The sequence below is a fragment of the Pseudomonas sp. LBUM1674 genome (assembly GCF_059695635.1).
This window is the reverse complement of sequence record NZ_CP166779.1, coordinates 3880255-3906192: the sequence shown is the minus strand read 5'-3', so window position 1 is coordinate 3906192 and position 25938 is coordinate 3880255. Positions and strand designations below refer to the sequence as shown.

Annotated in this window: 22 protein-coding genes; 12 read left to right on the top strand and 10 right to left on the bottom strand. The window is 60.8% G+C overall.

Features of this window, described 5'->3' with window-relative positions:
• Positions 1-294 precede the first annotated feature (294 nt).
• The 11 genes from ACA067_RS17965 (at position 295) to ACA067_RS17915 (ending at position 9733) form a co-directional block, all read left to right on the top strand.
• Entirely contained in the window at positions 295-1854 is a 1560-nt protein-coding gene (locus ACA067_RS17965; RefSeq protein WP_497457812.1) for a TerC family protein, read from the top strand.
• A 264-nt stretch (positions 1855-2118) separates the two neighbouring features.
• Positions 2119-2367 carry a type II toxin-antitoxin system Phd/YefM family antitoxin gene (locus tag ACA067_RS17960; RefSeq protein WP_497457811.1) on the top strand — a complete coding sequence of 83 codons (249 nt, stop codon included), beginning with the start codon at positions 2119-2121 and terminating at the stop codon, positions 2365-2367.
• Positions 2357-2638, top strand: a complete 282-nt coding sequence (locus ACA067_RS17955; RefSeq protein ID WP_497457810.1) for a type II toxin-antitoxin system RelE family toxin — start codon at positions 2357-2359, stop codon at positions 2636-2638. The genes ACA067_RS17960 and ACA067_RS17955 overlap by 11 nt, the downstream gene beginning before the upstream one ends.
• Positions 2639-3034: 396 nt before the next feature.
• Complete coding sequence (locus tag ACA067_RS17950; RefSeq protein WP_497457809.1) at positions 3035-3883, top strand: transporter substrate-binding protein; 849 nt, start codon at positions 3035-3037, stop codon at positions 3881-3883.
• Positions 3884-3935: 52 nt separating this feature from the next.
• Positions 3936-4598: an amino acid ABC transporter permease gene (locus ACA067_RS17945; protein WP_497457808.1), complete on the top strand. Its 663-nt coding sequence runs from the start codon at positions 3936-3938 to the stop codon at positions 4596-4598.
• An 8-nt stretch (positions 4599-4606) separates the two neighbouring features.
• Positions 4607-5269 (top strand): amino acid ABC transporter permease, encoded by a 663-nt coding sequence (locus ACA067_RS17940; protein WP_497457807.1) that lies wholly within the window; start codon positions 4607-4609, stop codon positions 5267-5269.
• The gene (locus ACA067_RS17935) at positions 5266-6057 is read left to right on the top strand and encodes an amino acid ABC transporter ATP-binding protein (protein ID WP_497457806.1); all 792 of its coding nucleotides are present in this window, start codon (positions 5266-5268) and stop codon (positions 6055-6057) included. The genes ACA067_RS17940 and ACA067_RS17935 overlap by 4 nt, the downstream gene beginning before the upstream one ends.
• Before the next feature lie 43 nt (positions 6058-6100).
• Positions 6101-6490, top strand: a complete 390-nt coding sequence (locus tag ACA067_RS17930; protein ID WP_497457805.1) for a RidA family protein — start codon at positions 6101-6103, stop codon at positions 6488-6490.
• A gap of 133 nt (positions 6491-6623) precedes the next feature.
• A complete protein-coding gene (locus ACA067_RS17925; protein WP_497462797.1) occupies positions 6624-7388 on the top strand; it encodes an IclR family transcriptional regulator in 765 nt (254 codons plus the stop codon).
• 39 nt (positions 7389-7427) lie between these two features.
• Positions 7428-8645: an amino acid deaminase gene (locus tag ACA067_RS17920; protein ID WP_497457804.1), complete on the top strand. Its 1218-nt coding sequence runs from the start codon at positions 7428-7430 to the stop codon at positions 8643-8645.
• A gap of 155 nt (positions 8646-8800) precedes the next feature.
• Entirely contained in the window at positions 8801-9733 is a 933-nt protein-coding gene (locus ACA067_RS17915) for a sugar kinase (RefSeq protein ID WP_497457803.1), read from the top strand.
• Between the two features lie 155 nt (positions 9734-9888).
• On the opposite strand, the gene ACA067_RS17910 is transcribed toward ACA067_RS17915, so the two are convergent.
• Together ACA067_RS17910 and ACA067_RS17905 are read right to left on the bottom strand one after the other, a co-directional pair.
• On the bottom strand, positions 9889-10164 hold the full coding sequence (locus ACA067_RS17910; protein ID WP_007898282.1) for a peptidylprolyl isomerase: 276 nt from the start codon (positions 10162-10164) through the stop codon (positions 9889-9891).
• Between the two features lie 94 nt (positions 10165-10258).
• Positions 10259-12796 (bottom strand): PAS domain-containing hybrid sensor histidine kinase/response regulator, encoded by a 2538-nt coding sequence (locus ACA067_RS17905; RefSeq protein WP_497457802.1) that lies wholly within the window; start codon positions 12794-12796, stop codon positions 10259-10261.
• 119 nt (positions 12797-12915) lie between these two features.
• On the opposite strand from ACA067_RS17905, the gene ACA067_RS17900 reads away from it, so the two are divergent.
• The gene (locus ACA067_RS17900; protein WP_497457801.1) at positions 12916-14025 is read left to right on the top strand and encodes a PilT/PilU family type 4a pilus ATPase; all 1110 of its coding nucleotides are present in this window, start codon (positions 12916-12918) and stop codon (positions 14023-14025) included.
• Between the two features lie 119 nt (positions 14026-14144).
• Here the strand turns inward: ACA067_RS17900 and ACA067_RS17895 are convergent, their stop codons facing one another.
• From ACA067_RS17895 to ACA067_RS17860, 8 genes are all read right to left on the bottom strand, one after another.
• Positions 14145-16100, bottom strand: a complete 1956-nt coding sequence (locus ACA067_RS17895) for an acetoacetate--CoA ligase (RefSeq protein ID WP_497457800.1) — start codon at positions 16098-16100, stop codon at positions 14145-14147.
• A gap of 149 nt (positions 16101-16249) precedes the next feature.
• A complete protein-coding gene (locus ACA067_RS17890) occupies positions 16250-17035 on the bottom strand; it encodes a 3-hydroxybutyrate dehydrogenase (protein WP_497457799.1) in 786 nt (261 codons plus the stop codon).
• A 7-nt stretch (positions 17036-17042) separates the two neighbouring features.
• Complete coding sequence (locus ACA067_RS17885) at positions 17043-18434, bottom strand: GntP family permease (RefSeq protein ID WP_497457798.1); 1392 nt, start codon at positions 18432-18434, stop codon at positions 17043-17045.
• Positions 18435-18694: 260 nt separating this feature from the next.
• Positions 18695-20134: a sigma-54 interaction domain-containing protein gene (locus ACA067_RS17880; protein WP_497457797.1), complete on the bottom strand. Its 1440-nt coding sequence runs from the start codon at positions 20132-20134 to the stop codon at positions 18695-18697.
• Between the two features lie 174 nt (positions 20135-20308).
• Positions 20309-21889: an ABC transporter ATP-binding protein gene (locus ACA067_RS17875; RefSeq protein ID WP_497457796.1), complete on the bottom strand. Its 1581-nt coding sequence runs from the start codon at positions 21887-21889 to the stop codon at positions 20309-20311.
• Positions 21890-21915: 26 nt separating this feature from the next.
• A complete protein-coding gene (locus ACA067_RS17870) occupies positions 21916-22938 on the bottom strand; it encodes an ABC transporter permease (RefSeq protein ID WP_497457795.1) in 1023 nt (340 codons plus the stop codon).
• Positions 22938-24002, bottom strand: coding sequence for a microcin C ABC transporter permease YejB (locus tag ACA067_RS17865; RefSeq protein ID WP_497457794.1), 1065 nt, complete (start codon positions 24000-24002; stop codon positions 22938-22940). The genes ACA067_RS17870 and ACA067_RS17865 overlap by 1 nt, the downstream gene beginning before the upstream one ends.
• A complete protein-coding gene (locus ACA067_RS17860; protein WP_497457793.1) occupies positions 24002-25870 on the bottom strand; it encodes an extracellular solute-binding protein in 1869 nt (622 codons plus the stop codon). Before ACA067_RS17860 ends, ACA067_RS17865 begins: the two co-directional genes overlap by 1 nt.
• Positions 25871-25938: the final 68 nt, after the last annotated feature.

Here is a 25938-nt window from a genome sequence, read left to right as displayed (position 1 = left end):
CGTCGGAACAACGGGAATCCAGAGATTTACAGATTTTGTAATGATTTCCGACTGTAGAAAAAGTCCCATTCGCCTATATGCTCCAAGGCCTTTTTCCTTTCAGGACTTGCATGAACACCCTCTTGGAGCCTCCCGGTTATCCTTCCTCTTCGCGCTACCTCGCGCTCTTGATGCACGCGAAACACCCGGTCTTTCGACTTCCGAACAGCTTCGACATTGCAGTCCCACGGCCTCTGAGCCGCGCCTTGCCATGCCCGGCATTCTGACAATCACCGAAGAGATCGAGACATTTTCATGGAATGGATAGCTGACCCCACCGCCTGGCTGGGCTTGTTGACCCTGATCGTGCTGGAGCTGGTGCTGGGCATCGATAACCTGGTGTTTATCGCCATCCTCGCCGACAAACTGCCGCCCGAACAGCGCGACCGTGCGCGAATCATCGGTCTGTCCCTGGCCTTGTTGATGCGCCTGGGCCTGCTGGCGAGTATTTCCTGGCTGGTCACCCTGACTCAGCCGCTGTTCGAGGTGTTCGACAAAAGCTTCTCCGGTCGTGACCTGATCATGCTGTTCGGTGGCGTGTTCCTGTTGTTCAAGGCCACCATGGAATTGCATGAACGACTGGAAGGTCACGTCGGCCAGCGCTCGTCCAATGCGGCGTATGCGATGTTCTGGCCGATCGTGGCGCAGATCGTGGTCCTCGATGCCGTGTTCTCCCTGGACGCGGTGATTACCGCCGTGGGCATGGTCGATGAGTTGGCGGTGATGATGATCGCGGTGATCATTTCCATCGGCCTGATGATCGTCGCCAGCAAACCGCTGACCCGATTCGTCAACGCGCACCCGACGGTGATCATGCTCTGTCTGGGCTTCCTGATGATGATTGGCTTCGCCCTGACCGCCGAAGGCCTGGGCTTCCACATTCCGAAGGGCTATCTGTATGCCGCCATCGGTTTCTCGATCCTGATCGAGATCTTCAACCAGATCGCCCGGGCTCGCCGCAAGCGGTCCATGCAGGGCCTGCGGCCAATGCGTGAACGCACGGCCCATGCGGTGATGCGGTTGCTCGGTGGGCGCAAGCTGGCGGTAGAGGAAGTCGGCGAAGAAATCGCCGACATGCTGGACAACGGTGAGGTGCCCAGCGGGGAACTGTTCGACCGTCGTGAACGGGTGATGATCAGTGGCGTATTGCAACTGGCCGAGCGGCCGATCCGCAGCTTGATGACCGTGCGCGCCGACGTCGATCACATCGACCTGGCCGACGATGCCGAGACCATTCGCACGCGGCTGATGCATTCGTCCTACTCGCGCCTGCCGCTGATTCGCGACGGTGCGGTGGATGAACCGTTGGGCTTCGTGCACAAAAAGGAATTGCTCAAGGAATACCTGGCCGGTAACGAACCGGGCCTTGAGGAGCTGGCGCGCAAGACCATCAACTTGCTGGACAGCTACTCGATCCTCAATGCCTTGGAACAGATGCGCAAGGCCTCGACCCACATTGCCTTCGTGGTCAATGAATTCGGCGACTTCGTCGGCGTGCTGACCATGACCGACATTCTCGAATCGATTGCCGGCGAACTGCCCGATGCCAGCGAAATCGAAGGCCCGGACGTGGTTGAAGAGCAGGGCGGGTTCATGGTCAGCGGCGCGTTGAACCTGGCCCGGGTGCGCCAGCACACCGGCTTTGCGGCAGAACCGACCGACGACTACCAGACCCTCGCGGGACTGGTGGTGAGCGTGCTGGATCGGCTGCCGATGATCGGTGACAGCCATGAATGGGAAGGCTGGCGGATGACGGTGATGGCGGTTGAAGAGCGGCGGGTGACGCGGGTGTTGCTGGCACCTGTCGGCGGGTAGCTTTGCGCTGCCGCTGAAGGCCCCGTCGCGAGCAGGCCCGCTCCCACATCAGACTGTGTTCGCCAATTCGACTCGGTCAAGTGTGGGAGCGAGCCCGCTCGCGAATGCAATCGTTCAAACGAAGAGTATTTCAGCCCGGAATCCGCACACCAGGATGCAAGGATATGTGGCTTTGGCCGTGGAGTTTATAAGAAAAAGGAATGTGTAACGTGCGGCTTAAAGTGCTATTTTTAATGCCATTAAAGGCACTCTAGGAACAGAGTCATGACGCATATCGTGCTTTCGCAAGTCGTCGCCAGCATTTCTGAACTCAAGAAAAACCCGATGGGAACAGTCGCGGCCGGTGGTGGCTTGTCCGTCGCGATTCTTAACCGCAACGAGCCGGCTTTCTACTGCGTCCCTGCCAAAGAATATGAAGCGATGATGGATCGACTGGAAGACATGGAGCTGATTGCCCTCTGCCGCGAACGAGAAAACGATCCGACGATCAAGGTTTCTATCGATGACCTATGAGTTGGAATTTTCCGATAAAGCCTGGAAAGAGTGGGAAAAGCTTGGCGCAACATTGAGGGAGCAGTTCAAGAAGAAGTTGCAGGAGCGACTCTCAAATCCGCACGTTCCGGCTGACCGGCTAAACGGGCTGGGGAATGCATACAAGATTAAGCTCCGTAATGCCGGGTATCGGCTGGTATACCGCGTCGTCGATGAGGTACTGGTAGTGACGGTGATAGCGGTAGGAAAGAGGGAGCGCGGAGAAGTTTATAAGGACGCAGGAAAACGCTAGATTTCTTCGAGATGAATTTTTGTAATCGCAAGTACTCGCAGAGTCAGGCCGTCACCGTACTACTAACCAAAGACAGTCTGGCAGCCAACCAGAAACTTGCGGGATACGTTGCCCAGACGCCAACACTAAGCCCCAATGGGCGCTTCGCTTCATTTTTGAACCTCCATCCCTCATATGTGGTGCAAATACCCGCGCTGTGTGGCCAACGGTAGCGCATCGCCAGTTGTGTATTTCGCCAGTCCTTTATTCGCGCTTCCACGCATCCCTCTGATTCAACACACTTTTCAATCTCCCCAACATCCCCTCCACAACCTGTGGCACACTTTCTGCTGTCTATTCCGTTGTTACATACCATGTTCCGGTATAGCGGAATACACATCACCTGGAGTGCTTGCCATGCATCGCCGACCTTCCTTGTTCAAAGCATGTGTTTTTCTCTTCGCCGCTTCGGCTGCTGTCGTGGGGGTTGCCCAGGCCGCAGACAGCAAGCTCGACAGTGTGCTGGCCCGCGGGAAGTTGATTGTCGGTACGGGGAGTACCAACGCGCCATGGCACTTCCAGGGCGCGGACGGCAAGTTGCAGGGGTTCGATATCGATATCGCGCGGATGGTCGCCAAGGGCTTGTTCAACGACCCGAGCAAGGTCGAGTTCGTGGTGCAGTCGTCCGATGCCCGGATTCCCAACCTGCTGACGGACAAGGTCGACATGAGTTGCCAGTTCATCACCGTGACCGCCAGCCGGGCGCAGCAAGTGGCGTTTACCCTGCCGTACTACCGCGAAGGTGTCGGCCTGCTGTTACCCGCCAACAGCAAGTACAAGGAGATCGAAGACCTCAGGACCGCCGGCGATGGCGTGACCGTTGCGGTGCTGCAGAACGTGTACGCCGAAGAACTGGTGCACCAGGCGCTGCCCAAGGCCAAGGTCGATCAGTACGACAGCGTGGACTTGATGTATCAGGCGGTGAACTCCGGCCGTGCCGACGCGGCGGCTACCGATCAGTCGTCGGTCAAGTACCTGATGGTGCAAAACCAGGGTCGCTATCGCAGCCCGGCTTTCGCCTGGAGCCCGCAGACCTACGCCTGCGCGGTCAAACGCGGCGATCAGGACTGGCTGAACTTCGTCAACACCGCCCTGCATGAAGCCATGACCGGCGTTGAGTTCCCGACCTATGCGGCCTCGTTCAAGCAGTGGTTCGGTGTCGATCTGCCTACCCCGGCCATTGGTTTTCCCGTCGAATATAAATGATCCCGTGAGAGCGGGGCGCCCATGACGCGCCCCGCTCAAGGTGCTGCTGACCATGAACTATCAGTTGAATTTTGCCGCCGTGTGGCGCGATTTCGACACGTTGCTGGCGGGGCTCGGCCTGGGTCTTCAGCTGGCGCTGGTGTCGATTGCCATCGGCTGCGTGATCGGCCTGCTGATGGCGTTTGCCTTGCTGTCAAGGCATCGCGCGTTGCGGGTGTTGGCGTCGGTGTATGTGACGGTGATCCGCAATACGCCGATCCTGGTGTTGATTCTGTTGATCTACTTCGCTTTGCCGAGCCTGGGCATTCGTCTGGACAAGATCCCGTCGTTCATTATCACCCTGTCGCTGTATGCCGGGGCGTACTTGACCGAAGTGTTCCGCGGCGGACTGTTGAGCATCCCCAAGGGCCAGCGCGAAGCCGGCCTCGCCATCGGACTCGGGGAGTGGCAGGTCAAGGCCTACGTCACCGTGCCGGTGATGTTGCGCAATGTGTTGCCGGCGCTGTCGAACAATTTCATTTCGCTGTTCAAGGACACCTCGCTGGCGGCGGCGATTGCCGTGCCGGAGCTGACCTATTACGCGCGCAAGATCAATGTCGAGAGCTACCGGGTGATTGAGACCTGGCTGGTGACCACAGCGCTCTATGTGGCGGCCTGTTACCTCATTGCCATGATGCTGCGTTACCTCGAGCAACGTCTGGCGATTCGCCGATAGGAGGCCCCATGTACGAATCCCCCAGTTGGTTGCATGAGTTGTGGGTGGCGCGGGAAGTGCTGTGGCAGGGCTTTTTGACCAGTGTGCAGGTGTCGGCCCTGGCTATTCTGCTGGGCACGATGGTCGGCATCGTTGCCGGTCTGGTGCTGACCTACGGCAAGTTCTGGATGCGCGCACCGTTTCGGTTTTACGTCGACGTCATTCGCGGCACGCCGGTATTTGTTCTGGTGCTGGCCTGCTTCTACATGGCGCCAGCGCTGGGCTGGCAGATCAGTGCATTCCAGGCGGGTGCGTTGGGGTTGACGCTGTTTTGCGGCTCACACGTCGCCGAGATCGTGCGGGGTGCCTTGCAAGCGTTGCCCAGTGGCCAGATGGAAGCGAGCAAGGCCATCGGCCTGACGTTCTTTCAATCCCTCGGTTACGTACTGTTGCCTCAGGCATTGCGGCAGATCTTGCCGACCTGGGTCAACTCGTCCACCGAGATCGTCAAGGCGTCGACGCTGTTGTCGGTGATTGGCGTTGCCGAATTGCTGCTTAGCACCCAGCAGATCATCGCCCGGACGTTCATGACCCTGGAGTTTTACCTGTTCGCCGGATTTCTGTTTTTCGTCATCAACTACGCCATCGAATTACTCGGCCGGCACATTGAAAAGCGGGTGGCCTTGCCATGACACAAGCTCAAGCTTCGACACAGAATCAAGCGCTGCTGGACATCCGCGGCCTGCACAAACAATACGGCCAGCTCGAAGTGCTCAAGGGCGTCGACTTGACCATGCAACGCGGCAACGTGGTCACGCTGATCGGCTCCAGCGGCTCGGGCAAGACCACGCTGCTGCGCTGCGTGAACATGCTCGAAGAGTTCCAGGGCGGGCAGATCCTGCTCGATGGCGAATCCATCGGTTATGACGAGGTCAACGGCAAGCGCGTGCGCCACCCGGAAAAAGTCATCGCCCGCCATCGGGCCATGACCGGCATGGCATTCCAGCAGTTCAACCTGTTCCCACACCTCACGGCGTTGCAGAACGTCACCCTCGGTCTGCTCAAGGTCAAGAAGCTGCACAAGGATGAAGCAGTGGCCCTGGCGGAAAAATGGCTGGAGCGGGTAGGGCTGCTGGAACGGCGTGACCATTACCCCGGTCAGTTGTCCGGCGGTCAGCAACAGCGCGTGGCGATTGCCCGGGCGATTGCGATGAACCCGAGCCTGATGCTGTTCGACGAAGTGACCTCGGCCCTCGACCCTGAACTGGTGGGCGAAGTGTTGAACGTGATCAAGGGCCTGGCCGAAGACGGCATGACCATGTTGCTGGTAACCCACGAAATGCGCTTCGCCTTCGAGGTGTCGGACAAGATCGTGTTCATGAATCAGGGCCGGATCGAGGAACAGGGGCCGCCCAAGGAACTGTTCGAGCGCCCTCAATCGCCACGACTGGCGGAATTTCTCAAGAACACGCGTTTCTGACTTTTACCAAAGAATTTTCATATTTCAATCAGGAGAAACACCCATGAGCATTACTCGTTACGGCACCGGCAGCACCGCCGGTGGTGGCCAGCCCCGTCCTTTTGCCCGTGCCGTTGAAGCCGATGGCTGGCTGCACGTGTCCGGCCAGGTGCCGGCGGTGGATGGCGAGATCATTGCGGGCGGCATCGTCGAACAGACCCACCAGACCATGAAAAACCTGATCGCGATTCTCGAAGAGGCCGGTTATGGCCTGGAAGACGTGGTGCGCACCGGTGTCTGGTTGGAAGACCCGCGGGATTTCTGGAGTTTCAACAAGGTGTTTTCCGAGTACTTCACAAGCGAGCACGCACCGGCGCGGGCCTGTGTGCAGGCGAGCATGATGGTGGATTGCAAGGTTGAGATCGACTGCGTTGCCTACAAGAAAAAGGCCTGAACCGCGATCGCTCTTGTAGGAGCTGCCGAAGGCTGCGATCTTTTGGCGCTTTTGGACCAGTCGCAAGAGCAAGATCAAAAGATCGCAGCCTGCGGCAGCTCCTACAGGGCGAATTTGCATGGGAATCACTGACATGACCGAAGACACCATCAAGCGCCGGGCGCGCGGTCTGGACCGGGCGTTCGATATCCTCGATTTCCTCAAGGAGATCGGCCAGCCCCTGCGCCCGAATGAAATCGCCAGTGGCATCGGCAGCCCGAAATCCACGGTCTACGAACTGGTCGCCTCACTGCTCGAACGGCGCATTCTCGAGCCCGTGGGCAAGGACGGGCACGTCTACCTCGGCCGTCAGCTGTACTTCCTCGGTCAGGCGCATTTGCGTCATTTCGACCTGACCCGCGAGGCTGATCACGCTTTGCAGGAGATCGTCAGCCAGACCCATGAAACCGCGCAGATGTGCCTGCTCAACGGGCGCAAATACACCGTGGCATTGATGAAGGAGGGCGAGCGGCATTTTCGCATTTCCTCGGACATTGGCGAAAACGCACCGATCCCCTGGACCGCTTCCGGGCGCTTGCTGCTGGCGCACCTGAGTGACCAGGAAATCCTCGACCTGATCGACCATGACGACTTCATCCTGCCCAACGGCGAGCGTTTGCCGCTGGAACAGTTTCTCAAGGAGATCCGTCAGGCCGGCATCGATGGATTCTTCTCCTTCGACAGCGTCGCCGACACCTTCACCCATTGCTTCGCCGCCCCGGTCAAAGACCCCAGCGGCGTGGCCATCGCGACCCTGTGCATCGTCGCCCCCCGGGCCGATGCCAGGAACAACTACAACGACTACCGCCGGGTGCTGATCGACAGCGCCAACAGCCTGGCCCGTCGCATCAACGAATAACCGTGGCTGCTCGCGGCCGCGAATGTGAGGAGTTCGACCATGTATTCTGCCAAAAATACTGCCGCCGTGGAAAAGGGCTTTGCCCACACGGGTGCCAACCTGGTGCGCGACGTCAGCCTGCCCGCGCTGGTGCTGCATCGCGAAGCGCTGGAACACAACATTCGCTGGATGCAGGCGTTTGTCAGCAACAGCGGCGCGGAACTGGCGCCCCACGGTAAAACCAGCATGACCCCGGCGCTGTTCCGCCGCCAACTCGACGCCGGCGCCTGGGGCATCACCCTGGCCAGCGCCACCCAGACCCGTGCGGCTTATGCCCATGGCGTGCATCGGGTGTTGATGGCCAACCAGTTGGTCGGCACGCCGAACATGGCGCTGATCGCCGATCTGCTGGCGGACCCGACGTTCGACTTTTATTGCATGGTCGATCACCCGGACAACGTCGCTGATCTCGGCGCGTATTTCGCCTCTCGCGGCGTGCGACTGAATGTGATGATCGAGTACGGCGTGGTCGGTGGTCGTTGTGGTTGCCGCAGCGAAGAGCAAGTACTCGCGCTGGCCAAGGCCATTGCAACACAACCGGCCCTGGCGCTGACCGGGATCGAAGGTTACGAAGGGGTGATTCACGGGGATCATGCAGTGACTGGCATCCGCGAGTTTGCCGCCTCCCTGGTACGTCTGGCGGTGCAGCTGCAGGACAGCGGCGCCTTCGCCATCGCCAAGCCGATCATCACCGCCTCGGGTTCGGCCTGGTACGACCTGATCGCCGAATCCTTCGAAGCCCAGAATGCCGGCGGACGTTTCCTCAGCGTGCTGCGTCCCGGCAGCTATGTGGCTCACGACCACGGCATCTATAAAGAAGCGCAGTGCTGCGTGCTCGACCGTCGCAGCGACCTGCACGAAGGTCTGCTCCCGGCGATGGAAGTCTGGGCGCATGTGCAGTCGTTGCCGGAGCCGGGGTTTGCGGTGATCGCCCTGGGCAAGCGCGATGTGGCCTACGACGCCGGTTTGCCGGTGCCGCTGCTGCGTTACAAGGCGGGTGCGTTGCCGGCGACGGGTGAAGATGTCAGTGCCTGCAAGGTGACGGCGGTGATGGATCAGCATGCCTTCATGACCGTGGCGCCGGGGGTCGAGTTGCGAGTGGGGGACATCATTTCCTTTGGTACTTCCCATCCGTGCCTGACGTTCGACAAATGGCGTATCGGGTGTCTGGTGGATGAGCAGCTGAATGTCATCGAGACCATGGAAACCTGTTTCTAAGGCTTGAGACTGCGGCGCGGCCATCGCGGGCAAGCCCGCTCCCACAGGTTTTATGTCGGGCCCAAACTCGGCGGCACTTCCAAATCCTGTGGGAGCGGGCTTGCCCGCGATGGCGGCCGACCAGACAACATCGCAACACCAGAGACCCCACAACAATGAACACCATCAACACCCTGGGCCCCCACACCCCGCGCATCGCCCTGATCGGCGAATGCATGATCGAGTTGCAGCAACGCGCCGACGGCAGCCTGCAACAGAGTTTCGGCGGCGACACCTTGAACACGGCGGTCTACCTGGCCCGGGAGTTGGGTGAGGGCGGCACGGTGGATTACGTCACGGCCCTGGGCGACGACAGTTTCAGCGATGCCATGTGCCAGAGCTGGGCCGCCGAACACATCGGCCTGGGCATGGTCCAGCGCTTGCCCGGGCGCTTGCCCGGTCTGTATTGCATCCAGACCGATGCTGCCGGCGAGCGACGATTTCTCTACTGGCGCAACGAGGCGGCCGTTCGCGATTGCTTCACTACCCCGGCCGCCGCACCGATCCTGGCGGCGCTACCGGATTACGACGTGCTGTATTTGAGCGGCATCACCCTGGCGGTACTCGGTGTGCAGGGGCGGGAGAAGTTGCTGGAAACCCTGATCGAGGCCCGGCAGCGAGACGCGCGGATCGTGTTCGACAACAACTACCGGCCACGCTTGTGGGCCTCAATCGAGGACGCGCGCGCGGCTTATCGCAGTGTTCTGCCGTATGTCGACCTGGCATTGCTGACCGTGGATGACGAGCAGGCACTGTTTCATTTTTCCGATTGCGCGGCGGTGTTTGCCGCTTACGAGCAGATCGGCACGCCGGAAGTGGTGCTCAAGCGCGGTGCCGAGGCGTGTCTGATTCGCTGTGATGGCGAGTCGTTCGAAGTGCCGGCGCAGAAGGTTGAGCGGGTGGTGGATACCACGGCGGCGGGGGATTCGTTCAGTGCGGCGTATTTGGCCAGTCGGCTCAAGGGCGGCAGTCCGGTTGATGCGGCAGAGGCCGGGCATCGGTTGGCGAGTCGGGTGATTCAGGTGGCGGGGGCGTTGATTCCCAAGTAAGTGGAAGATGGCCGCCTGCTGTGCAGTCGGTTCGCTGGCAAGCCAGCTCCCACAGGTTTCTTGGTGTGGTTGCGATCTGTGGCAACACACAACCCCTGTAGGAGCTGGCTTGTCGGGTCGCCGCACCGCAGCGAAGGGGCCCTCAAGCCAACCGATCAATCCCGATAAAACACCTGCACCAGGTGATACCCGAACTTGCTCTTGATCGGCCCATGCACCACCCGCAACGGTTTTTTGAAGATCACCGCATCGATCACGCCAACCATCTGCCCGGGCCGCACTTCACCCAGGTCGCCGCCGCGCTTGCCGGACGGGCAGGTGGAGTACTTCTTGGCCAGCACATCGAACGCTTCACCCTTGGCGATGCGTTGTTTGAGCTGCTCGGCTTCTTCCGAGGTTTTCACCAGAATATGGCGGGCTTGAGCTTTCATTGGGACAGGTACCTTGCAACGGTGGTGGCTGTTGGTGGCTATGTTGGTGGCTATGATGGTGCCAGCGGGGGGGCGCGCGCGATTATGCCTCAACTCACTCGGGTTGGCCGATCATCGTGCGAATCTTGTTGGCCAGCAGGTCGATGGAAAAGGGCTTGGCCACCATGTCCATGCCTTCTTCGAGGAAGCCCTGGCGTTCGGCGGCTTTCTCCGCATAACCGGTCATGAACAGTACTTTGAGGTCGGGCCGGTGCTGACGGGCGATTTCCGCCAGTTGCCGTCCATTCATGCCCGGTAGCCCGACATCGGTCACCAGCAGATCGACCCGCAGGTCGGATTCGAGCAAGGGCAGGGCGGTCTTCGCGTCTTCGGCTTCATGGGCGTGATAACCCAGCTCGTTGAGCAGGTCGAGCACCAGCATGCGCACCGCCGGATCGTCCTCCACCAGCACCACGGTTTCACCGGCAATCGCCGCTGGCGCCTCGCTGGTGACCGGCGACAATGCCGGGTTCGGCACTGCGACGTACAACCGCGGCAAGTACAGACGAACACTGGTGCCCTGGCCCGGCAGGCTGAACAGGCTGACGTGGCCACCTGATTGCTGGGCAAAACCGTAGATCATCGACAACCCGAGACCGGTGCCCTGGCCGATGGGCTTGGTGGTGAAGAACGGGTCGAAAGCCTTGGCCAGTACCGATGGGGACATGCCGGTACCGTTGTCGCTGACGGCGATCATCAGGTAATCCCCGGCCTTGACCGGCTCCAGGGTGGTGATGTCGCTGCCGTCGAGATAGACGTTGGCGGTTTCGATCAGCAATTGGCCGCCATCGGGCATCGCGTCCCGGGCGTTGATCACGAGGTTGAGCAGGGCGTTTTCCAATTGACTGACGTCGGTGCTGACCGGCCAGATTTCCTCGGCCAGTTGCAGTTTGAGTTCGATGTGGTCGCCCTTGGTGCGACTGAGCAGATCTTCCAGGGAACGGATCAACTCATTGGCATCGAGCGGTTTGCGATCCAGTGACTGGCGCCGGGAGAATGCCAACAGGCGATGGGTCAGGGCGGCGGCGCGTTTGGCCGAGGATACCGCCGCCTCGGTGAAACGGCCTATTTCCGCGGATCGACCGTCGGCGATGTAACGCTGCATCAAGTCGAGGCTGCCGATGATCCCGGTGAGCATATTATTGAAGTCATGGGCGATGCCGCCGGTGAGCTGGCCGACCGCTTCCATTTTCTGCGCATGGCGCAACGCTTCTTCGGCGCGTTCGCGTTCGAACATCTCGTTGAGCAGTTTTTCATTGGCTTCGGCCAATTGGCGGGTGCGGGCACTGACGCGCTCTTCGAGGGTTTCGTTGAGATTGCGCAGGGCTTCCTCGGTCTGTTTGCGCTCGGTTTCGTCGATCACGAAGATGTAGAAGCCATTCACCGCGCCATCCGGGCCGTGACGCGGCAGATAATTCATCAATGCCTGACGGATGCTGCCATCTCGATGCGAGGCGCTGATGCTGAAACAGCAGGCCTTTCCCGCCAGTGCTTCGGCGATGTATTCGGCGCGCAAGGCGTAGGCATCTTCGCCGAGTACGTCGCGAACCGTCCGACCGTAGAGTTCCTGGGGCGTCAGACCATACCAGTCGAGGTAGGCGGCGTTGTTGAGACGAAAGCGCTCCTCGCGGTCCACGTAACTGATCAGGATCGGCATGGCGTTGATGATCAGTTGCAGCTCGGTCTGGCTCTGGCGCAAGGCCTGCTCGGTGAGTTTGCGTTCGGTCAGGTCCAGGGCGGCACCCAGGAAACGGATGGGCCGGCCATGGTGGTCCTTGTAGCAACGACCCCGGGCAAATACCCAGCGCAACTGGCCGTCGGGCTGCAGCAGGCGATATTCCTCGGCGTATTCGCTGCCGTGGGTAATGGAGTGCTTGATGCTGCGGGTGACCATGGCGCGGTCTTCCGGGTGCACGGCATGGAGGTAGTCACTGATGGGCAACTGGCTGGCGAGCAATGGGTCGACGCCATGCAGCTGGGCGAAATGGGTGTCGGCAATGAAACGGTCTTCGCTGATGTCCCAATCCCAAGTGCCGACGGCATCAGTGGCGGCCAGGGCCAGTTGCAGGCGCTCCTCGGTTTCATGCTGGGCCTTGAGGCTGGCTGCCGAGCGCTGTTCCAGCTCGAGGGCGATGCGGCGGCGCTCGTTGGTTTCGATGGCGGTGACCAGGATACCGGCCACCTGGGCGCTTTCATCGCGGATGGGGCTGTAGGTCAGGTCCAGCCAGAAGTCGGAATCATGGCCATCGCGTTGTAAGGTGAAGCGCTGCTCGCTGTAGGTTCGCACCTGCCCTTGTAGGACAGCGCTGTAAATCGGGTCGGTAAAGTCTTTGAGTTCCGGCCAGATCTGGTGTGTGGGTTGTCCGAAAGCGTGTGGATGCTTGCTGCCGGCCAGCAGGGCGAAGCCATCGTTGTAGATCTGCGTGAGCTGCGACCCCCACAGCAACAGCATGGGCATCGGCGAATGAATCACGATGTCCACGGCGGTGCGCAAGCTCTGCGGCCAGGCAGTGGCGGTGCCCAGCGGAGTGCATGTCCAGTCCAGCCTGGCGATCAAGGCCTGGGCATCGCTGCCGGTCGGTGATGCGTTCATCAAATTGTCCTGCACTAAATCGGTGTGGCGGCGTCTACTATCCTTGCATGGCGGTAGGCGCTGGATGACCTGTTTCGGGTTATTTTTATTCATTGAATGCTTCGCGGATGCTTTTTGCCATGGAAATCGATGCGCTGTTGAAAGTTCTGGCCCACCAGAATGGCTCCGATCTATACCTGTCCACGGGCGCACCACCTGGCGCGCGCTTCGATGGCGTGCTCAAACCCTTGGCCGAGCGGCCATTCAAGCCCGGGGAAATTGCCGCCATTGCAGCATCCCTCATGGACGCCGAACAACGCCTGGAGTTCGATCGGGAACTGGAGATGAACCTGGCGATCTCGTTGGCGGGTGTCGGGCGCTTTCGGGTCAATATTTTCAAGCAACGCAACGAAGTGTCGATCGTGGCGCGCAACGTCAAACTCGACATTCCGCGCTTCGAAGACCTCAAGTTGCCCTCGGTGTTGCTCGAGGCGGTCATGCTCAAGCAAGGCCTGATGCTCTTCGTCGGTGCCACCGGCTCGGGCAAGTCAACCTCGCTGGCGGCATTGATCGACTATCGCAACCGCCACAGCAGCGGCCATATCATCACCATCGAAGACCCGGTCGAGTACATCCATCGGCACAAGAAGTCGATCATCAACCAGCGTGAGGTCGGCGTCGATACCCGCAGTTTTCATGCCGCGCTGAAAAATACCCTGCGCCAGGCGCCGGACGTGGTGCTGATCGGCGAAATCCGCGACCGCGAAACCATGGAGCATGCGCTGGCGTTTGCCGATACCGGCCATCTGGTGATCTCGACGCTGCATGCGCACAACGCCAATCAGGCACTGGACCGTATCATCAATTTCTTCCCCGAAGAACGTCGCGCGCAACTGCTCAATGATCTGGGGAATAACCTCAAGGCCTTCGTTTCCCAACGCCTGGTGCCCACCCGCGACGGTCACCGCCGGGCTGCGGTGGAGGTGATGCTGGGCTCGCCAACGATCGGCGATCTGATCCGGCGCAACGAGTTTTCCGAGCTCAAGGGGATTATGGAAAAGTCGCAGGAGGCGGGGATGCAGACGTTCGACGGTGCGCTTTATGCATTGGTCGTCGAGGGGGCGATTGATGAGGAAGAGGCGCTCAAGCATGCGGATTCGGTGAACAACTTGCGCTTGCGCTTGAAGTTGCACGCCGAAGCGTCCCCGGGTCCCCATACACCCCCCGGCGAATGGGGCCTCATGGACTGACGCATAACCCCTGTAGGAGCTGCCGCAGGCTGCGATCTTTTGATCTTGATCTGCTCGAGATTGCCGAGAAGCAAGATCAAAAGATCGCAGCCTGCGGCAGCTCCTACGCCGATCGCGTTTCAATCCTTGAGTTCGGGGCGACTGCGGAATTGCTCCAGCGCCTCGGGATTGGCCAGCGCATCGGTGTTTTTCACCGGTTGCCCATGCACCACATTGCGCACGGCCAGCTCGACCACCTTGCCGCTGATCGTCCGTGGAATGTCCGTCACCGCCACAATCTTCGCCGGCACATGCCGTGGCGTGGTGTTGGCGCGGATGACCTGGCGAATCTGCTGTTGCAATGCATCGTCCAGTTCGACGTCGTCGCGCAAACGCACGAACAGCACCACCCGCACATCATCCTGCCACTGTTGGCCAATGGCTACGCTGTCGAGCACCTGCGGGACTTTCTCTACCTGACGGTAGATTTCCGCCGTGCCAATGCGCACGCCGCCCGGGTTGAGCACCGCGTCCGAACGCCCGTGGATCAGCATCCCGCCGTGCGGCAGCTGTTCGGCGTAATCGCCCTGGGCCCAGACCCCGGGGAACAGACTGAAGTACGACGCGCGCAGCTTTTCCCCGGTGGGGTCATTCCACAAACCGATGGGCATTGCCGGGAAGTGCCGGGTGCAGACCAGTTCGCCTTTTTCGCCAACGACGGGAGTACCGGCATCGTTCCAGACCTCGACGGCCATGCCCAGGCTCTTGCCCTGGATTTCCCCGCGACGAACCGGCAGCAGCGGATTGCCGTTCACAAAGCACGACACTACGTCGGTGCCACCGGACATTGACGCCAGGCACAGGTCGCGCTTGAAGTCGCGGTAAACGTAGTCGTAGCTCTGGGGCGACAGCGCGGAACCGGTGCACAGCAGGGTTTTCAGGCTACCCAGATCGTGGCTTTGCCGGGGCTTCACGCCGTTGCTTTCCAGGGTCGCCAGGTACTTGGGGCTGGTGCCGAACACGCTGATGCGTTCGTCGTCGATCAGCTCGACCAGACGCTCGGGCCCGGGATGAAAGGGTGAGCCGTCATACAGCACCACGGCGCTGTCCACGGCCAGGGCCGAGACCAGCCAGTTCCACATCATCCAGCCGCAGGTGGTGTAGTAGAACAACCGGTCGCCGGGCCCCAGATCGCAATGCAGCCCATGCTCCTTGACGTGTTGCAGCAGTACGCCGCCGGTGCTGTGGATGATGCATTTGGGGATGCCGGTGGTGCCGCTGGAATAGAGGATGTACAGCGGATGAGCGAAGGGCACTGGCACGAAATCCGGCTCGCCGCCAGGCTCGTAGAAATCATCCCAGAGCGTGACGTTGGCCTGGGTATGGAATGCTTCGATGCGCGCCTGTGGCCGTGCGTAAGGCACGACGACCAGCTGCTGCAGGGACGGCAGTTGAGCGAGTACTTCGTTGATCTTGGCAGTCTGGTCGATCTCTTTGCCGGCGTAGCGGTAGCCGGCGCAGGTGATCAGCACTTTGGGCTCGATCTGGCCGAAGCGATCGACCACCCCTTGGGTACCGAAGTCCGGCGATGAACAGGACCAGATCGCCCCGAGGCTGGTGGTGGCGAGCATGGCCACCAGGGTTTGCCAGGTGTTCGGCATGCAGGCGGCCACGCGGTCGCCGAGGCCGACGCCGCAGGCGATCAAACTGTTCTGAAATCCGGCGACATGCTCCGCCAGTTCGGCCCAGGTCAACTGTTCACGCTGACCGTTTTCACCAATGGCGACCACCGCTACGGCATCGTCACGACGCCGTAGCAGGTGTTCGGCGAAGTTCAGGGTGGCGCCGGGAAACCACTGGGCGCTGGGCATTTGCGCGCCTTCGACCAGCACCGCGTCGGGTTGGTCGTGAAAGCGGATGTCGAAGAAATCGACGATGGCCTGCCAGAAGTCGACCCGTTGCTCGATGGACCATTGATGCAAGGCGTGGTAGTCGGCGACGTCGAGGTTATGTCGTTGATTGATGAAACGCCGGAAGGCGTCCATGCGGGTCTTGCCGATGCGCTCGGCGCCGGGTTGCCAGAGGATGTCGGACATGGTTTGCCTCTTCTTGTTGTGTACCGATCATTCCCACGCTCTGCGTGGGAATGCAGCCCGGGACGCTCCGCGTCCCAAAAGCGGACGCGGAGCGTCCATTGAGGCATTCCCACGCAGAGCGTGGGAACGATCATTACAAGGGTTAGTGGTTACTGCGCCAACCACCCACCATCAATATTCCACGCCGCGCCCCTGACCTGGCCACCGGCTTCGCTGCACAGAAACAGTACCAGTTCACCCAGCTGCGGCGGTGTCACGAACTCTCCGGACGGCTGCTTCTCGGCCAGCAAATCATGCTGCGCCTGTTGCGGCTCGATCCCGGTCGCGATGCGGTCGTCGATCTGTTTCTGCACCAGCGGCGTCAACACCCAGCCGGGGCAGATGGCGTTGCAAGTCACATTCGACCGGGCCGTTTCCAGGCCGACCACCTTGGTCAAACCGATCACCCCATGCTTGGCCGCCACATACGCCGCCTTGCCCACTGAGCCGACCTGACCGTGCACCGAGGCGATGTTGATGATCCGCCCCCAGCCCTTGGCACGCATGCCCGGCAGGCTCAAACGGGTGCCGTGGAACACCGACGACAGGTTGATCGCAATGATCGAATCCCAGCGCTCCAGCGGAAAATCCTCCACCGGCGCCACATGCTGGATGCCAGCGTTGTTGACCAGAATGTCCACGCCGCCGAACTCGCGCTCGGCGTAGGCAATCATGTCGGCAATCTGTGCCGGATCGCTGACATCGGCCGGGTGATGGCCGACCTTGCCCCCGCTTTTGTTACTGATCTGCTCCACCTCGGCAATCACCTTGGATGCATCGCCGAAACCGTTGAGGATCAGGTTGGCGCCGGCCTTGGCCAGGCTCAGGGCGATGCCCAGGCCGATGCCGCTGGTGGAACCGGTGACCAGTGCAGTCTTGCCCGAAAGAGTTGTCATGAATACCTCACACAATGCCAGTGGCGTAGAAAGTACCGATCACTACAAAGACCGCCAGGGTCTTGATCAGCGTAATACAGAAAATGTCTTTGTAAGCTTCGCGGTGGGTCAGGCCGGTGACTGCCAGCAAGGTAATCACCGCGCCATTGTGCGGCAGGGTGTCCATGCCGCCGCTGGCCATCGCAGCGACCCGGTGCAGCACTTCCAGTGGAATGTTGGCCGCATGGGCCGCCGCGATGAAGTCATTGGCCATGGCCGCCAGGGCAATGCTCATGCCGCCCGAGGCAGAACCGGTGATGCCGGCCAGCAGGGTCACGGTGATCGCTTCATTGACCAGCGGGTTGGGAATGCTCTTGAGCCAGTCGGCCAGCACCAGGAAGCCTGGCAAGGAGGCGATCACCGCACCAAAGCCGTACTCCGACGCGGTGTTCATCGCCGCCAGCAACGAACCGCCGACCGCACTTCGACTGCCTTCGGCCAACTTGCCGCGAATCGCCTGGAAGCCGAAGACCAACACCATGATGATGCCGACCAGCAAGGCTGCCTGAACCGCCCAGATCGCGGTGAGTTTGGCGATTTCGGTGGTCACGGGCGCCGCCATGCCCGGCAGCGCGAGGCTGTGGGTCTTGCCGTACCACTGCGGAATCCACTGGGTAAACAACAGGTTCATGATGCCCACGGCCAGCAATGGCGACAGGGCGATCCATGGGTTTGGCAGCTTGATATCGGCAGCGGTTTCCGGCTCGTTGCGCAGTTCGGTGCCATAGCCTTCACCGGCATGTTGCGCCTTGTTGCGCTGAAGCTGGAGGAACAGCATGCCGGCGCAGACCACGAAGATCGAGCCGATCAGGCCCAGCCAGGGCGCGGCCCAGGCGGTGGTGTTGAAAAAGGTACTGGGGATGATGTTCTGGATCTGCGGCGTGCCGGGCAGGGCGTCCATGGTGAACGAGAACGCGCCGAGGGCAATGGTTGCCGGGATCAGGCGTTTGGGAATATTGCTTTGGCGGAACATCTCGGCGGCAAACGGATAGACCGCAAACACCACCACAAACAGCGACACGCCGCCGTACGTGAGCAACGCGCAGACCAGCACGATCACCAGCATCGCCTGGCGGGTGCCGAGCAGACGAATCGCTGCCGCAACGATAGAGCGCGAGAAACCCGACAGTTCGATCAGCTTGCCGAACACCGCGCCGAGCAGGAATACCGGGAAGTACAGTTTGATGAAACCGACCATTTTTTCCATGAACACCCCGGTGAAGGCAGGGGCGACGGCGGAAGGGTCGGTGAACAGGACAGCGCCGAGGGCGGCAATCGGGGCAAAGAGGATAACGCTGTAGCCACGGTAGGCCGCGAGCATCAGCAGCGCGAGGGCTGCCAAGGCAATGATCACACTCATGGTGTGTCTCCTGGATTGTTATTTTTTTAGGTTGAAACTGTGGGGGAGAGCTTTAGCGAGATTCGTGCCATGAGTGCAACATGTTGAAATATAAAGGAATTTATAAGATTTGTGATGAGGTGAGTGTTTGATAGTCTCTAATATGAGACATGTATTGGCAGTGCTGGCCTCTTCGCGAGCAGGCTCGCTCCCACAGGTACAGCGATTATCCCAGAGGAATTCGCTCAACTGTGGGAGCGAGCCTGCTCGCGAAGCTTTGTCTATAAATGGAGATCCATGTCTCTTTGCAGAGACTCTGCAATCCCCAACGCCACCATCTTCTTATACAACGTCGACCGCCCCAGCCCCAACCGTGCCGCCGCTTCAATGACCTTGCCTCCGCACTGCGCCAGGGCCGATTCAATCAACTGCCGGTCAAACCGTTCCCGAGCCTCGTTGAACGTCTCATGGGCAACCGCCGCGATATTCAAGGGCGCGACACGTTCCACCGGCATGAGCGTACCAATCGCCGCACGGATATCCGTGGCATTCAACATCAGGTCATCACTGAGCAAGGCCGCCCGCTCCAGCACATTGCGCAGTTCGCGAATGTTTCCCGGCCAGGCATGCTGACCCAATAACTCAAGCGCCTCGCGGTTCAGTTCATGCTGACTGCGCAGTTCTTCCAGGATCGCTTCGCTGAGCGCCGGCAGATCGTCAAGGCGATCGCGCAAGGGCGGGACCTGAATCGGCAGCACATTGAGGCGATAATACAAATCGGCCCGAAACTCGCCGCGCCTGATCGCCGCTTCCAGATCAGTCGAAGTGGCGGCGATCACCCGCACATCGCTCTGGATCACTTCGTTGGAGCCCACCGGCTCGAATTCCTTTTCCTGCAACACCCGCAGCAGCTTGCTTTGCAGGGGCAGCGGCATGTCGCCGATTTCATCGAGAAACAGCGTACCGCCCTGGGCGATCTGCAATTTGCCGGCGCGACCCTTGCGGTCGGCGCCGGTAAACGCGCCGGGCGCGGTGCCGAAGAATTCGGCCTCCAGCAGCGACTCGGGAATCGCCGCGCTGTTAATGCTGACGAAGGCTTTGTGCGCGCGGGGCGAAGCACCGTGAATCGCCTGGGCCAGTAATTCCTTGCCGGTGCCGGTTTCACCAAGCAGTAGCACCGGCGAATCGGCGCTGGCGCTGCGCCGGGCGCGACGCTTGACTTCCAGGCTGGCGGCGCTGGTGCCGATGAAGTGGGCGAAGTTGTATTTGGTCTGCCGCGCCCGCAGCAGCGAGCGCGTGGAAGCAAGCTCTTCCTGCATGCTCATGTAGCGTTTGAGCATCGGCGACAGGCTGCGCAATTCGTCGAACAGGGCAAAGCCGATGGCGCCGATCACCACGCCCGTATCGTCGTGAATCGGCAGGCGCATCACCACCAGCGGTTCCTTGGGGGTGTCCTGCATGTCGAGCAGAATCGGCCGGCCGCTGCGCACCACCTCACGCAGCAGGCTGCCGGGGATCACGCTTTCGCAGGCTTTGCCGATGGCCACTTGCGCCGACTCCAGGCCAAAACGCCGGGCGTAGCGCTCGTTCATCCAGACGATATTGGCGTCGCGATCGACGATCACCGTGCCTTCACTCGACTGCTCGATGATTTCGAACAATGAACGGATCGCCAGCAGGCGGACCTGTTGGTAATCCTTGAGGCTTTCGGTGGTGTTCATGGGTGCTGATCCTGATTATTTATTGCCTGTGCCGGCCCTATCGCGAGCAAGCTCGCTCCCACAGGTTTTGTGTCGACCCCGAGTCCGGCGGCAATCACATATCCTGTGGGAGCGAGCTTGCTCCGGGCGGCGTTCCGACGATAGGAGCGACTCGGTCTTACTGCTTGACGCGGATTATGCCCACCCCAAATGCGCCGCCGCCAACAGCTCTTTGGTGTAGGGATGCTGCGGCGACTCGAACACGTCATGGCTGGCACCGCTTTCCACCACTTTGCCGTCTTTGATCACGATCATGTCGTGGGCCAGGGCGCGCACGACCGCCAGGTCGTGACTGATAAACAGGTACGTCAGCCCGTGCTTTTCCTGAAGCTGACGGAGCAGGGCGACCACTTGTTTTTGCACGGTGCGATCCAGCGCCGAGGTCGGTTCGTCCAGCAGGATCAGCGCCGGTTTCAACACCAGCGCGCGAGCGATGGCGATACGCTGGCGTTGCCCACCGGAGAATTCGTGGGGGTAACGATGGCGGCTTTGCGGGTCGAGGCCGACTTCTTCCAGCGCCCGAATCACCTCGGCCTTGCATTCGTCTGCCGTCAACCGGCTATGCACTTCAAGGCCCTCGCTGATGATCTGCGCCACCGACATCCGAGGACTGAGGCTGCCGAAGGGGTCCTGGAACACCACCTGCATTTTCTTGCGCCATGGCCGCAGCTGTTTTTGCGACAAACCGTCCAGCGCTTCACCCTGGAAGCGAATGCTGCCGTCGGAATCGAGCAGGCGCAGGATCGCCTGACCCAGCGTCGACTTGCCGGAGCCGGATTCACCGACGATGCCCAGGGTCTTGCCGCGCTGGACATTCAGGCTGATGCCGTCCACCGCGTGCAAATACGTCTTGCGCTGAAACAGTCCGCCGCCGAGGGCGAACCGCACGCACAGATTGTCCACCTCCAGCACATTCTCGCGCTCGTCCCGGGGCAGGGCTTCACCTTCCGGCTCGGCGTTCAGCAGGACGCAGCTGTAAGGATGTTTTGGCTCGGTGAACAGCGTCTCGCAGGGCGCTTGCTCGACGATTTCCCCGGCTTTCATCACGCACACGCGCTGGGCGATGCTGCGCACCAGATTGAGGTCATGACTGATCAACAGCAGCGACATGCCGAGGCGCTTCTGCAGGGATTTGAGCAGCAGCAGGATCTTGCGCTGCACCGTCACGTCCAGCGCGGTGGTGGGTTCGTCGGCGATCAGCAACTCCGGCTCGCAGGCCAGGGCCATCGCGATCATCACCCGTTGGCGCTGGCCGCCGGACAATTGATGGGGATAAGCCTTGAGCCGCTCCTTGGGTTTCTGGATGCCCACCAGTTGCAGCAACTCGAGAATCCGTGCCTGCGCCGCCTTGCCGGTCAGCCCCTTGTGCAACAGCAGGGTTTCACCGATCTGTTTTTCGACGCTGTGCAGCGGGTTGAGGGATGACATCGGTTCCTGAAAGATCATCGCGATCCGGTTGCCGCGCAACTCTCGCAGTACCGTGGAGGAAGCGCCGAGCAGTTGCTTGCCGCGATAGCGAATGCTGCCGGTGGTTTCGGTGCCGGTCTCGGGCAGCAATTGCAGGATCGAGTGCGCGGTCACCGACTTGCCGCAGCCCGACTCGCCTACCAGGGCCAGGCACTCGCCGGGGCGGATGTCCAGGCACAGGTTGCGCACCACGGTCTGGCCGCTGAAGGCCACGCTGAGGTCACGGATTTCGATCAGGTTATTACTCATATCAACGCCCTAATTAAGACCGGGGATCAAGATCGCGGATCAAAGGCGTCGCGCAACGCCTCGCCGATAAACACCAGTAGAGAAAGAATCAGTGCCAGGGTGAAAAACGCGGTCAGTCCCAGCCACGGCGCCTGCAGGTTCTGCTTGCCCTGACCGATCAACTCGCCCAGGGACGCACTGCCGGCCGGCATGCCGAAACCGAGGAAGTCCAGGGCCGTGAGGGTCGAGATTGCCCCGGTCAGAATGAATGGCAGATAACTCAGGGTCGCGTTCATCGCGTTCGGCAGGATGTGCCGCACGATGACCTTGCGGTCGCTCAGGCCCAGGGCTCGGGCGGCCTTGACGTATTCCAGGTTGCGCCCGCGCAGGAATTCGGCGCGCACCACGTCGACCAGGGCCAGCCAGGAAAACAGCGCCATGATCCCCAGCAGCCACCAGAAATTCGGCTCGACGAACCCGGAGAGAATGATCAGCAGATACAGCACCGGCAACCCGGACCAGACCTCCAGCAGCCGCTGACCCAAGAGGTCGACCCAGCCGCCGTAATAGCCTTGCAGTGCGCCGGCCGCGATACCGATCAGGGCACTGACCAGGGTCAGCATCAAGGCGAACAGGATCGACACCCGTGCGCCGAAAATCACCCGTGCCATCACGTCCCGGGCCTGGTCGTCGGTGCCCAGCCAGTTGACCTTCGACGGCGGGCTCGGTGCCGGTTTGTCCAGGTCATAGTTGGGCGTATCGTCACTGAACGGGATCGGCGGAAACAGCAGCCAGCCGCCGTCCTTCTTGATCAGGTTCTGCACGTAGTCGCTGCGATAATCCGCCTGGAACGGCAGTTGTCCGCCGAATTCCTGCTCGGTGTGGCGTTTGAAGGCGGGGAAGTACAGCGAACCCTGGTAACCGACCACCAGCGGTCTGTCGTTGGCGATCAGTTCGCCGCCGAGGGTCAGCAGGAACAGGCCGATAAACAGCCACAGCGACCACCAGCCACGACGGTTTTTCTTGAACCGTTCGAAGCGGCGACGGCCCAGCGGCGAGAGCTTGAGCATCAGGCATTCCTCGCGGCGAAGTCGATACGCGGGTCGACCAGGGTGTAGCACAGATCACCAACGATTTTTATCAGGAGGCCGAACAGGGTGAAGATGAACAGCGAGCCGAACACCACCGGATAGTCCCGAGACACCGCGGCTTCGTAACTCATGCGGCCCAGGCCATCGAGGGAGAAGATCACTTCGATCAGCAAGGAGCCGGCGAAAAATACGCTGATAAAGGCCTGGGGTATCCCCGACACCACCAGCAACATGGCGTTGCGAAACACATGGCCGTACAGCACCCGTCGCTCGCTCATGCCCTTGGCGCGGGCGGTGACCACGTATTGACGGGTGATTTCATTGAGGAAGGAGTTCTTGGTGAGGATGGTCAGGGTGGCGAAGCCGCCGATCACCAGTGACGTGACCGGCAACACCAGGTGCCAGAAGTAGTCGGCGATCTTGCCCAGGGTCGACAGCGACTCGAAGTTGTCCGAGACCAGGCCGCGCACCGGAAACCAGTTCAACGAAGTGCCCCCGGCGAACATCACGATCAGGAACATCGCGAACAGGAACGCTGGCATGGCGTAGCCGATGACGATCGCGGTGCTGCTCCAGATATCGAAATGGCTGCCGTGATGCACCGCTTTGCGAATCCCCAGCGGGATCGACACCAGGTAGGTGATCAGCGTGGCCCAGAGCCCGAGGGAAATGGTCACCGGCATTTTTTCCAGGATCAGGTCGGTGACCGTGGCGCCGCGGAAGAAGCTCTTGCCGAAGTCTAGTTGCGCATAGCTCTTGAGCATAAGCCACAGACGTTCCGGGGCCGGTTTGTCGAAGCCGTACTGCTTTTCGATCTCCTTGATCAGCTGCGGGTCCAGCCCGCGGCTGGCCCGGGAACCGCCATGACTGATGGCGTCGCTGGAGCCGCCACCGACACTCGCGCCGCCGATGCCTTGCAGGTGCGCGATCGCCTGTTCCACCGGACCGCCCGGCGCGGCCTGGACAATGACGAAGTTGACCAGGAGGATGATCACCAGCGTCGGAATGATCAGCAGCAGGCGCCGCAGGATATAAGCCCACATCAGTGCGGCCCTCCGGGTTTGCCGCGTTTGATGAGTTCGGCTGTCATCTGCTGGTTGGTCAGGGGCGTGGAGCTCACTTCCCACCAACTCTCGATGGCTTCGTCATTGCTGGCTTGCACGCTGGGAATGCCGAAGCGGTTCCACCATACGGTCGAACTGCCTGGCGGGTAATAGTTGGGAATCCAGTAATAGTTCCATTGCAGCACCCGGTCCAGGGCATGGGCATGGCGCAACATGTCGGCCTGGGTGTTGGCGCGAACCAGGCCGCTGACCAGCGTATCGACCGCCGGGTTCTTCAGCACCATGTAGTTGTTGGAGCCCGGATCGTTGGCCGCCACCGAGCCGAAGTAGTTGTATAGCTCATTGCCCGGCGAGGTGGTGACCGGGTAGCCGGTCACGATCATGTCGTAGTCCCGGGACATCAGGCGATTGACGTACTGCGACGAGTCGATGCGGCGGATGTTCAGGTCGATGCCGATCTGTTTCAGCGTGCGTTTGTACGGCAGGAGCAATCGGTCCATGCCGTTCTGGCTGACCAGGAAGGTAAAACTCAGCGGTTTGCCTTCGGCATTTACCAGTTGATCGCCTTCCGGCTTCCAGCCAGCCTGCTCAAGCAAGTCCAGTGCCTGCAATTGCTTGTCGCGGATCAAGCCGCTGCCGTCGGTTTTCGGCGCTTCGAAGACCTGGGTGAACACCTCGTCCGGGATCTGCCCGCGCAGGGGCTCGAGGATCGCCAGCTCGGCGGCATCGGGCAGGTTGCGCGCGGCGAGGTCGGTGTTGGAGAAGAAACTCTGCTGACGAATATAGAGGTCGCGCATCATCTGCCGGTTGCTCCATTCGAAATCCCAGAGCATGGCCAGGGCCTGGCGCACACGGCGGTCCTGGAACATCGGGTTTTGCAGATTGAACACGAAGCCTTGCGCCGATTGTGGGGCGTTTTGGGCCAGATGGGCCTTTTGCAGGCGTCCGTCACTCAGCGCCGGGCTGTCGTAGCCGATGGAGTAACCGGTGGCGGAAAATTCGCGGTTGTAGTCGTAGGCACCGCCGCGCAGCACCTGGCGCGCCACGTCGGTGTCGCCAAAGTACTCGATGCTGAAATGGTCGAAATTGTACAGGCCGCGGCTGACCGGCAGGTCCTTGCCCCACCAGTCGGGGTTGCGCTTGAAGGTAATGCTGCGCCCGGAGTCGACCTTAGCGACCTCGTACGGACCGCTGCCCAGCGGCGGCTCGTATCCGCCGCCACCGGCGAAGTCGCGGGTTTTCCACCAGTGCTCGGGAAACACCGGCAAGGTCGCGATGTCCAGGGGCAGGGTGCGGTTTTCGTTGTTCTTGAAGTCGAAACGCACGGTGCGTGGCGACTCCACTTCGACGCCCTTGACGTCGGCGAATTGCGTGCGATAACGCAGGCTGCCCTGGGTCATCAGCAGCTCGAAGGTGTAGCGCACGTCTTCGGCGGTGATCGGCTGGCCATCGGCAAACCGGGCCTTGGGGTTGAGATTGAAGCGCAGGGACAGGCCGTCATCGGCGCGCTCCATCGTCTGCGCCACCAGGCCGTATACGGTGTAAGGCTCGTCCAGCGAGCGCTGGGCCAGGGGCGAATAGATCAAGCCGTCGATCTGAGTGACGCCGATGCCCTTGTCGATGTACGGCAGTATATGGTCGAAATGGCCGATTTCGATCGCCGAACGACGCAGGGTGCCGCCCTTGGGTGCTTGCAGGTTGGTGTAGGCAAAATGACTGAAGTCGGCGGGATACTTCGCCGGTTCGCCATACACGGTCAGCGCATGTTGCGGTGTTGCATTCACCCCGGCAGCACCTGATAACAGGGCCACGGCAAGGAACAACAAAGTTGGGAAAGCCAGTCGCATTGTCAGCCTTTGAGCCGGGTGGTCGATAACCGCAATTTGTACGCTAGCGGCGCGCCCCTCGCCAGCCG

Bases quoted from the DNA above. Each gene is read 5' to 3' on its own strand.
- ACA067_RS17885 (WP_497457798.1), bottom strand. From the start codon at position 18,434: ATGAGTGTGATCATTGCCTTGGCAGCCCTCGCGCTGCTGATGCTCGCG.
- ACA067_RS17895 (WP_497457800.1), bottom strand. From the start codon at position 16,100: ATGTCCGACATCCTCTGGCAACCCGGCGCCGAGCGCATCGGCAAGACC.
- ACA067_RS17960 (WP_497457811.1), top strand. From the start codon at position 2,119: ATGACGCATATCGTGCTTTCGCAAGTCGTCGCCAGCATTTCTGAACTC.
- ACA067_RS17940 (WP_497457807.1), top strand. From the start codon at position 4,607: ATGTACGAATCCCCCAGTTGGTTGCATGAGTTGTGGGTGGCGCGGGAA.
- ACA067_RS17880 (WP_497457797.1), bottom strand. From the start codon at position 20,134: ATGAACACCACCGAAAGCCTCAAGGATTACCAACAGGTCCGCCTGCTG.
- ACA067_RS17920 (WP_497457804.1), top strand. From the start codon at position 7,428: ATGTATTCTGCCAAAAATACTGCCGCCGTGGAAAAGGGCTTTGCCCAC.
- ACA067_RS17955 (WP_497457810.1), top strand. From the start codon at position 2,357: ATGACCTATGAGTTGGAATTTTCCGATAAAGCCTGGAAAGAGTGGGAA.
- ACA067_RS17925 (WP_497462797.1), top strand. From the start codon at position 6,624: ATGACCGAAGACACCATCAAGCGCCGGGCGCGCGGTCTGGACCGGGCG.
- ACA067_RS17910 (WP_007898282.1), bottom strand. From the start codon at position 10,164: ATGAAAGCTCAAGCCCGCCATATTCTGGTGAAAACCTCGGAAGAAGCC.
- ACA067_RS17930 (WP_497457805.1), top strand. From the start codon at position 6,101: ATGAGCATTACTCGTTACGGCACCGGCAGCACCGCCGGTGGTGGCCAG.
- ACA067_RS17875 (WP_497457796.1), bottom strand. From the start codon at position 21,889: ATGAGTAATAACCTGATCGAAATCCGTGACCTCAGCGTGGCCTTCAGC.
- ACA067_RS17905 (WP_497457802.1), bottom strand. From the start codon at position 12,796: ATGAACGCATCACCGACCGGCAGCGATGCCCAGGCCTTGATCGCCAGG.
- ACA067_RS17900 (WP_497457801.1), top strand. From the start codon at position 12,916: ATGGAAATCGATGCGCTGTTGAAAGTTCTGGCCCACCAGAATGGCTCC.
- ACA067_RS17915 (WP_497457803.1), top strand. From the start codon at position 8,801: ATGAACACCATCAACACCCTGGGCCCCCACACCCCGCGCATCGCCCTG.
- ACA067_RS17860 (WP_497457793.1), bottom strand. From the start codon at position 25,870: ATGCGACTGGCTTTCCCAACTTTGTTGTTCCTTGCCGTGGCCCTGTTA.
- ACA067_RS17950 (WP_497457809.1), top strand. From the start codon at position 3,035: ATGCATCGCCGACCTTCCTTGTTCAAAGCATGTGTTTTTCTCTTCGCC.
- ACA067_RS17945 (WP_497457808.1), top strand. From the start codon at position 3,936: ATGAACTATCAGTTGAATTTTGCCGCCGTGTGGCGCGATTTCGACACG.
- ACA067_RS17865 (WP_497457794.1), bottom strand. From the start codon at position 24,002: ATGTGGGCTTATATCCTGCGGCGCCTGCTGCTGATCATTCCGACGCTG.
- ACA067_RS17965 (WP_497457812.1), top strand. From the start codon at position 295: ATGGAATGGATAGCTGACCCCACCGCCTGGCTGGGCTTGTTGACCCTG.
- ACA067_RS17890 (WP_497457799.1), bottom strand. From the start codon at position 17,035: ATGACAACTCTTTCGGGCAAGACTGCACTGGTCACCGGTTCCACCAGC.
- ACA067_RS17935 (WP_497457806.1), top strand. From the start codon at position 5,266: ATGACACAAGCTCAAGCTTCGACACAGAATCAAGCGCTGCTGGACATC.
- ACA067_RS17870 (WP_497457795.1), bottom strand. From the start codon at position 22,938: ATGCTCAAGCTCTCGCCGCTGGGCCGTCGCCGCTTCGAACGGTTCAAG.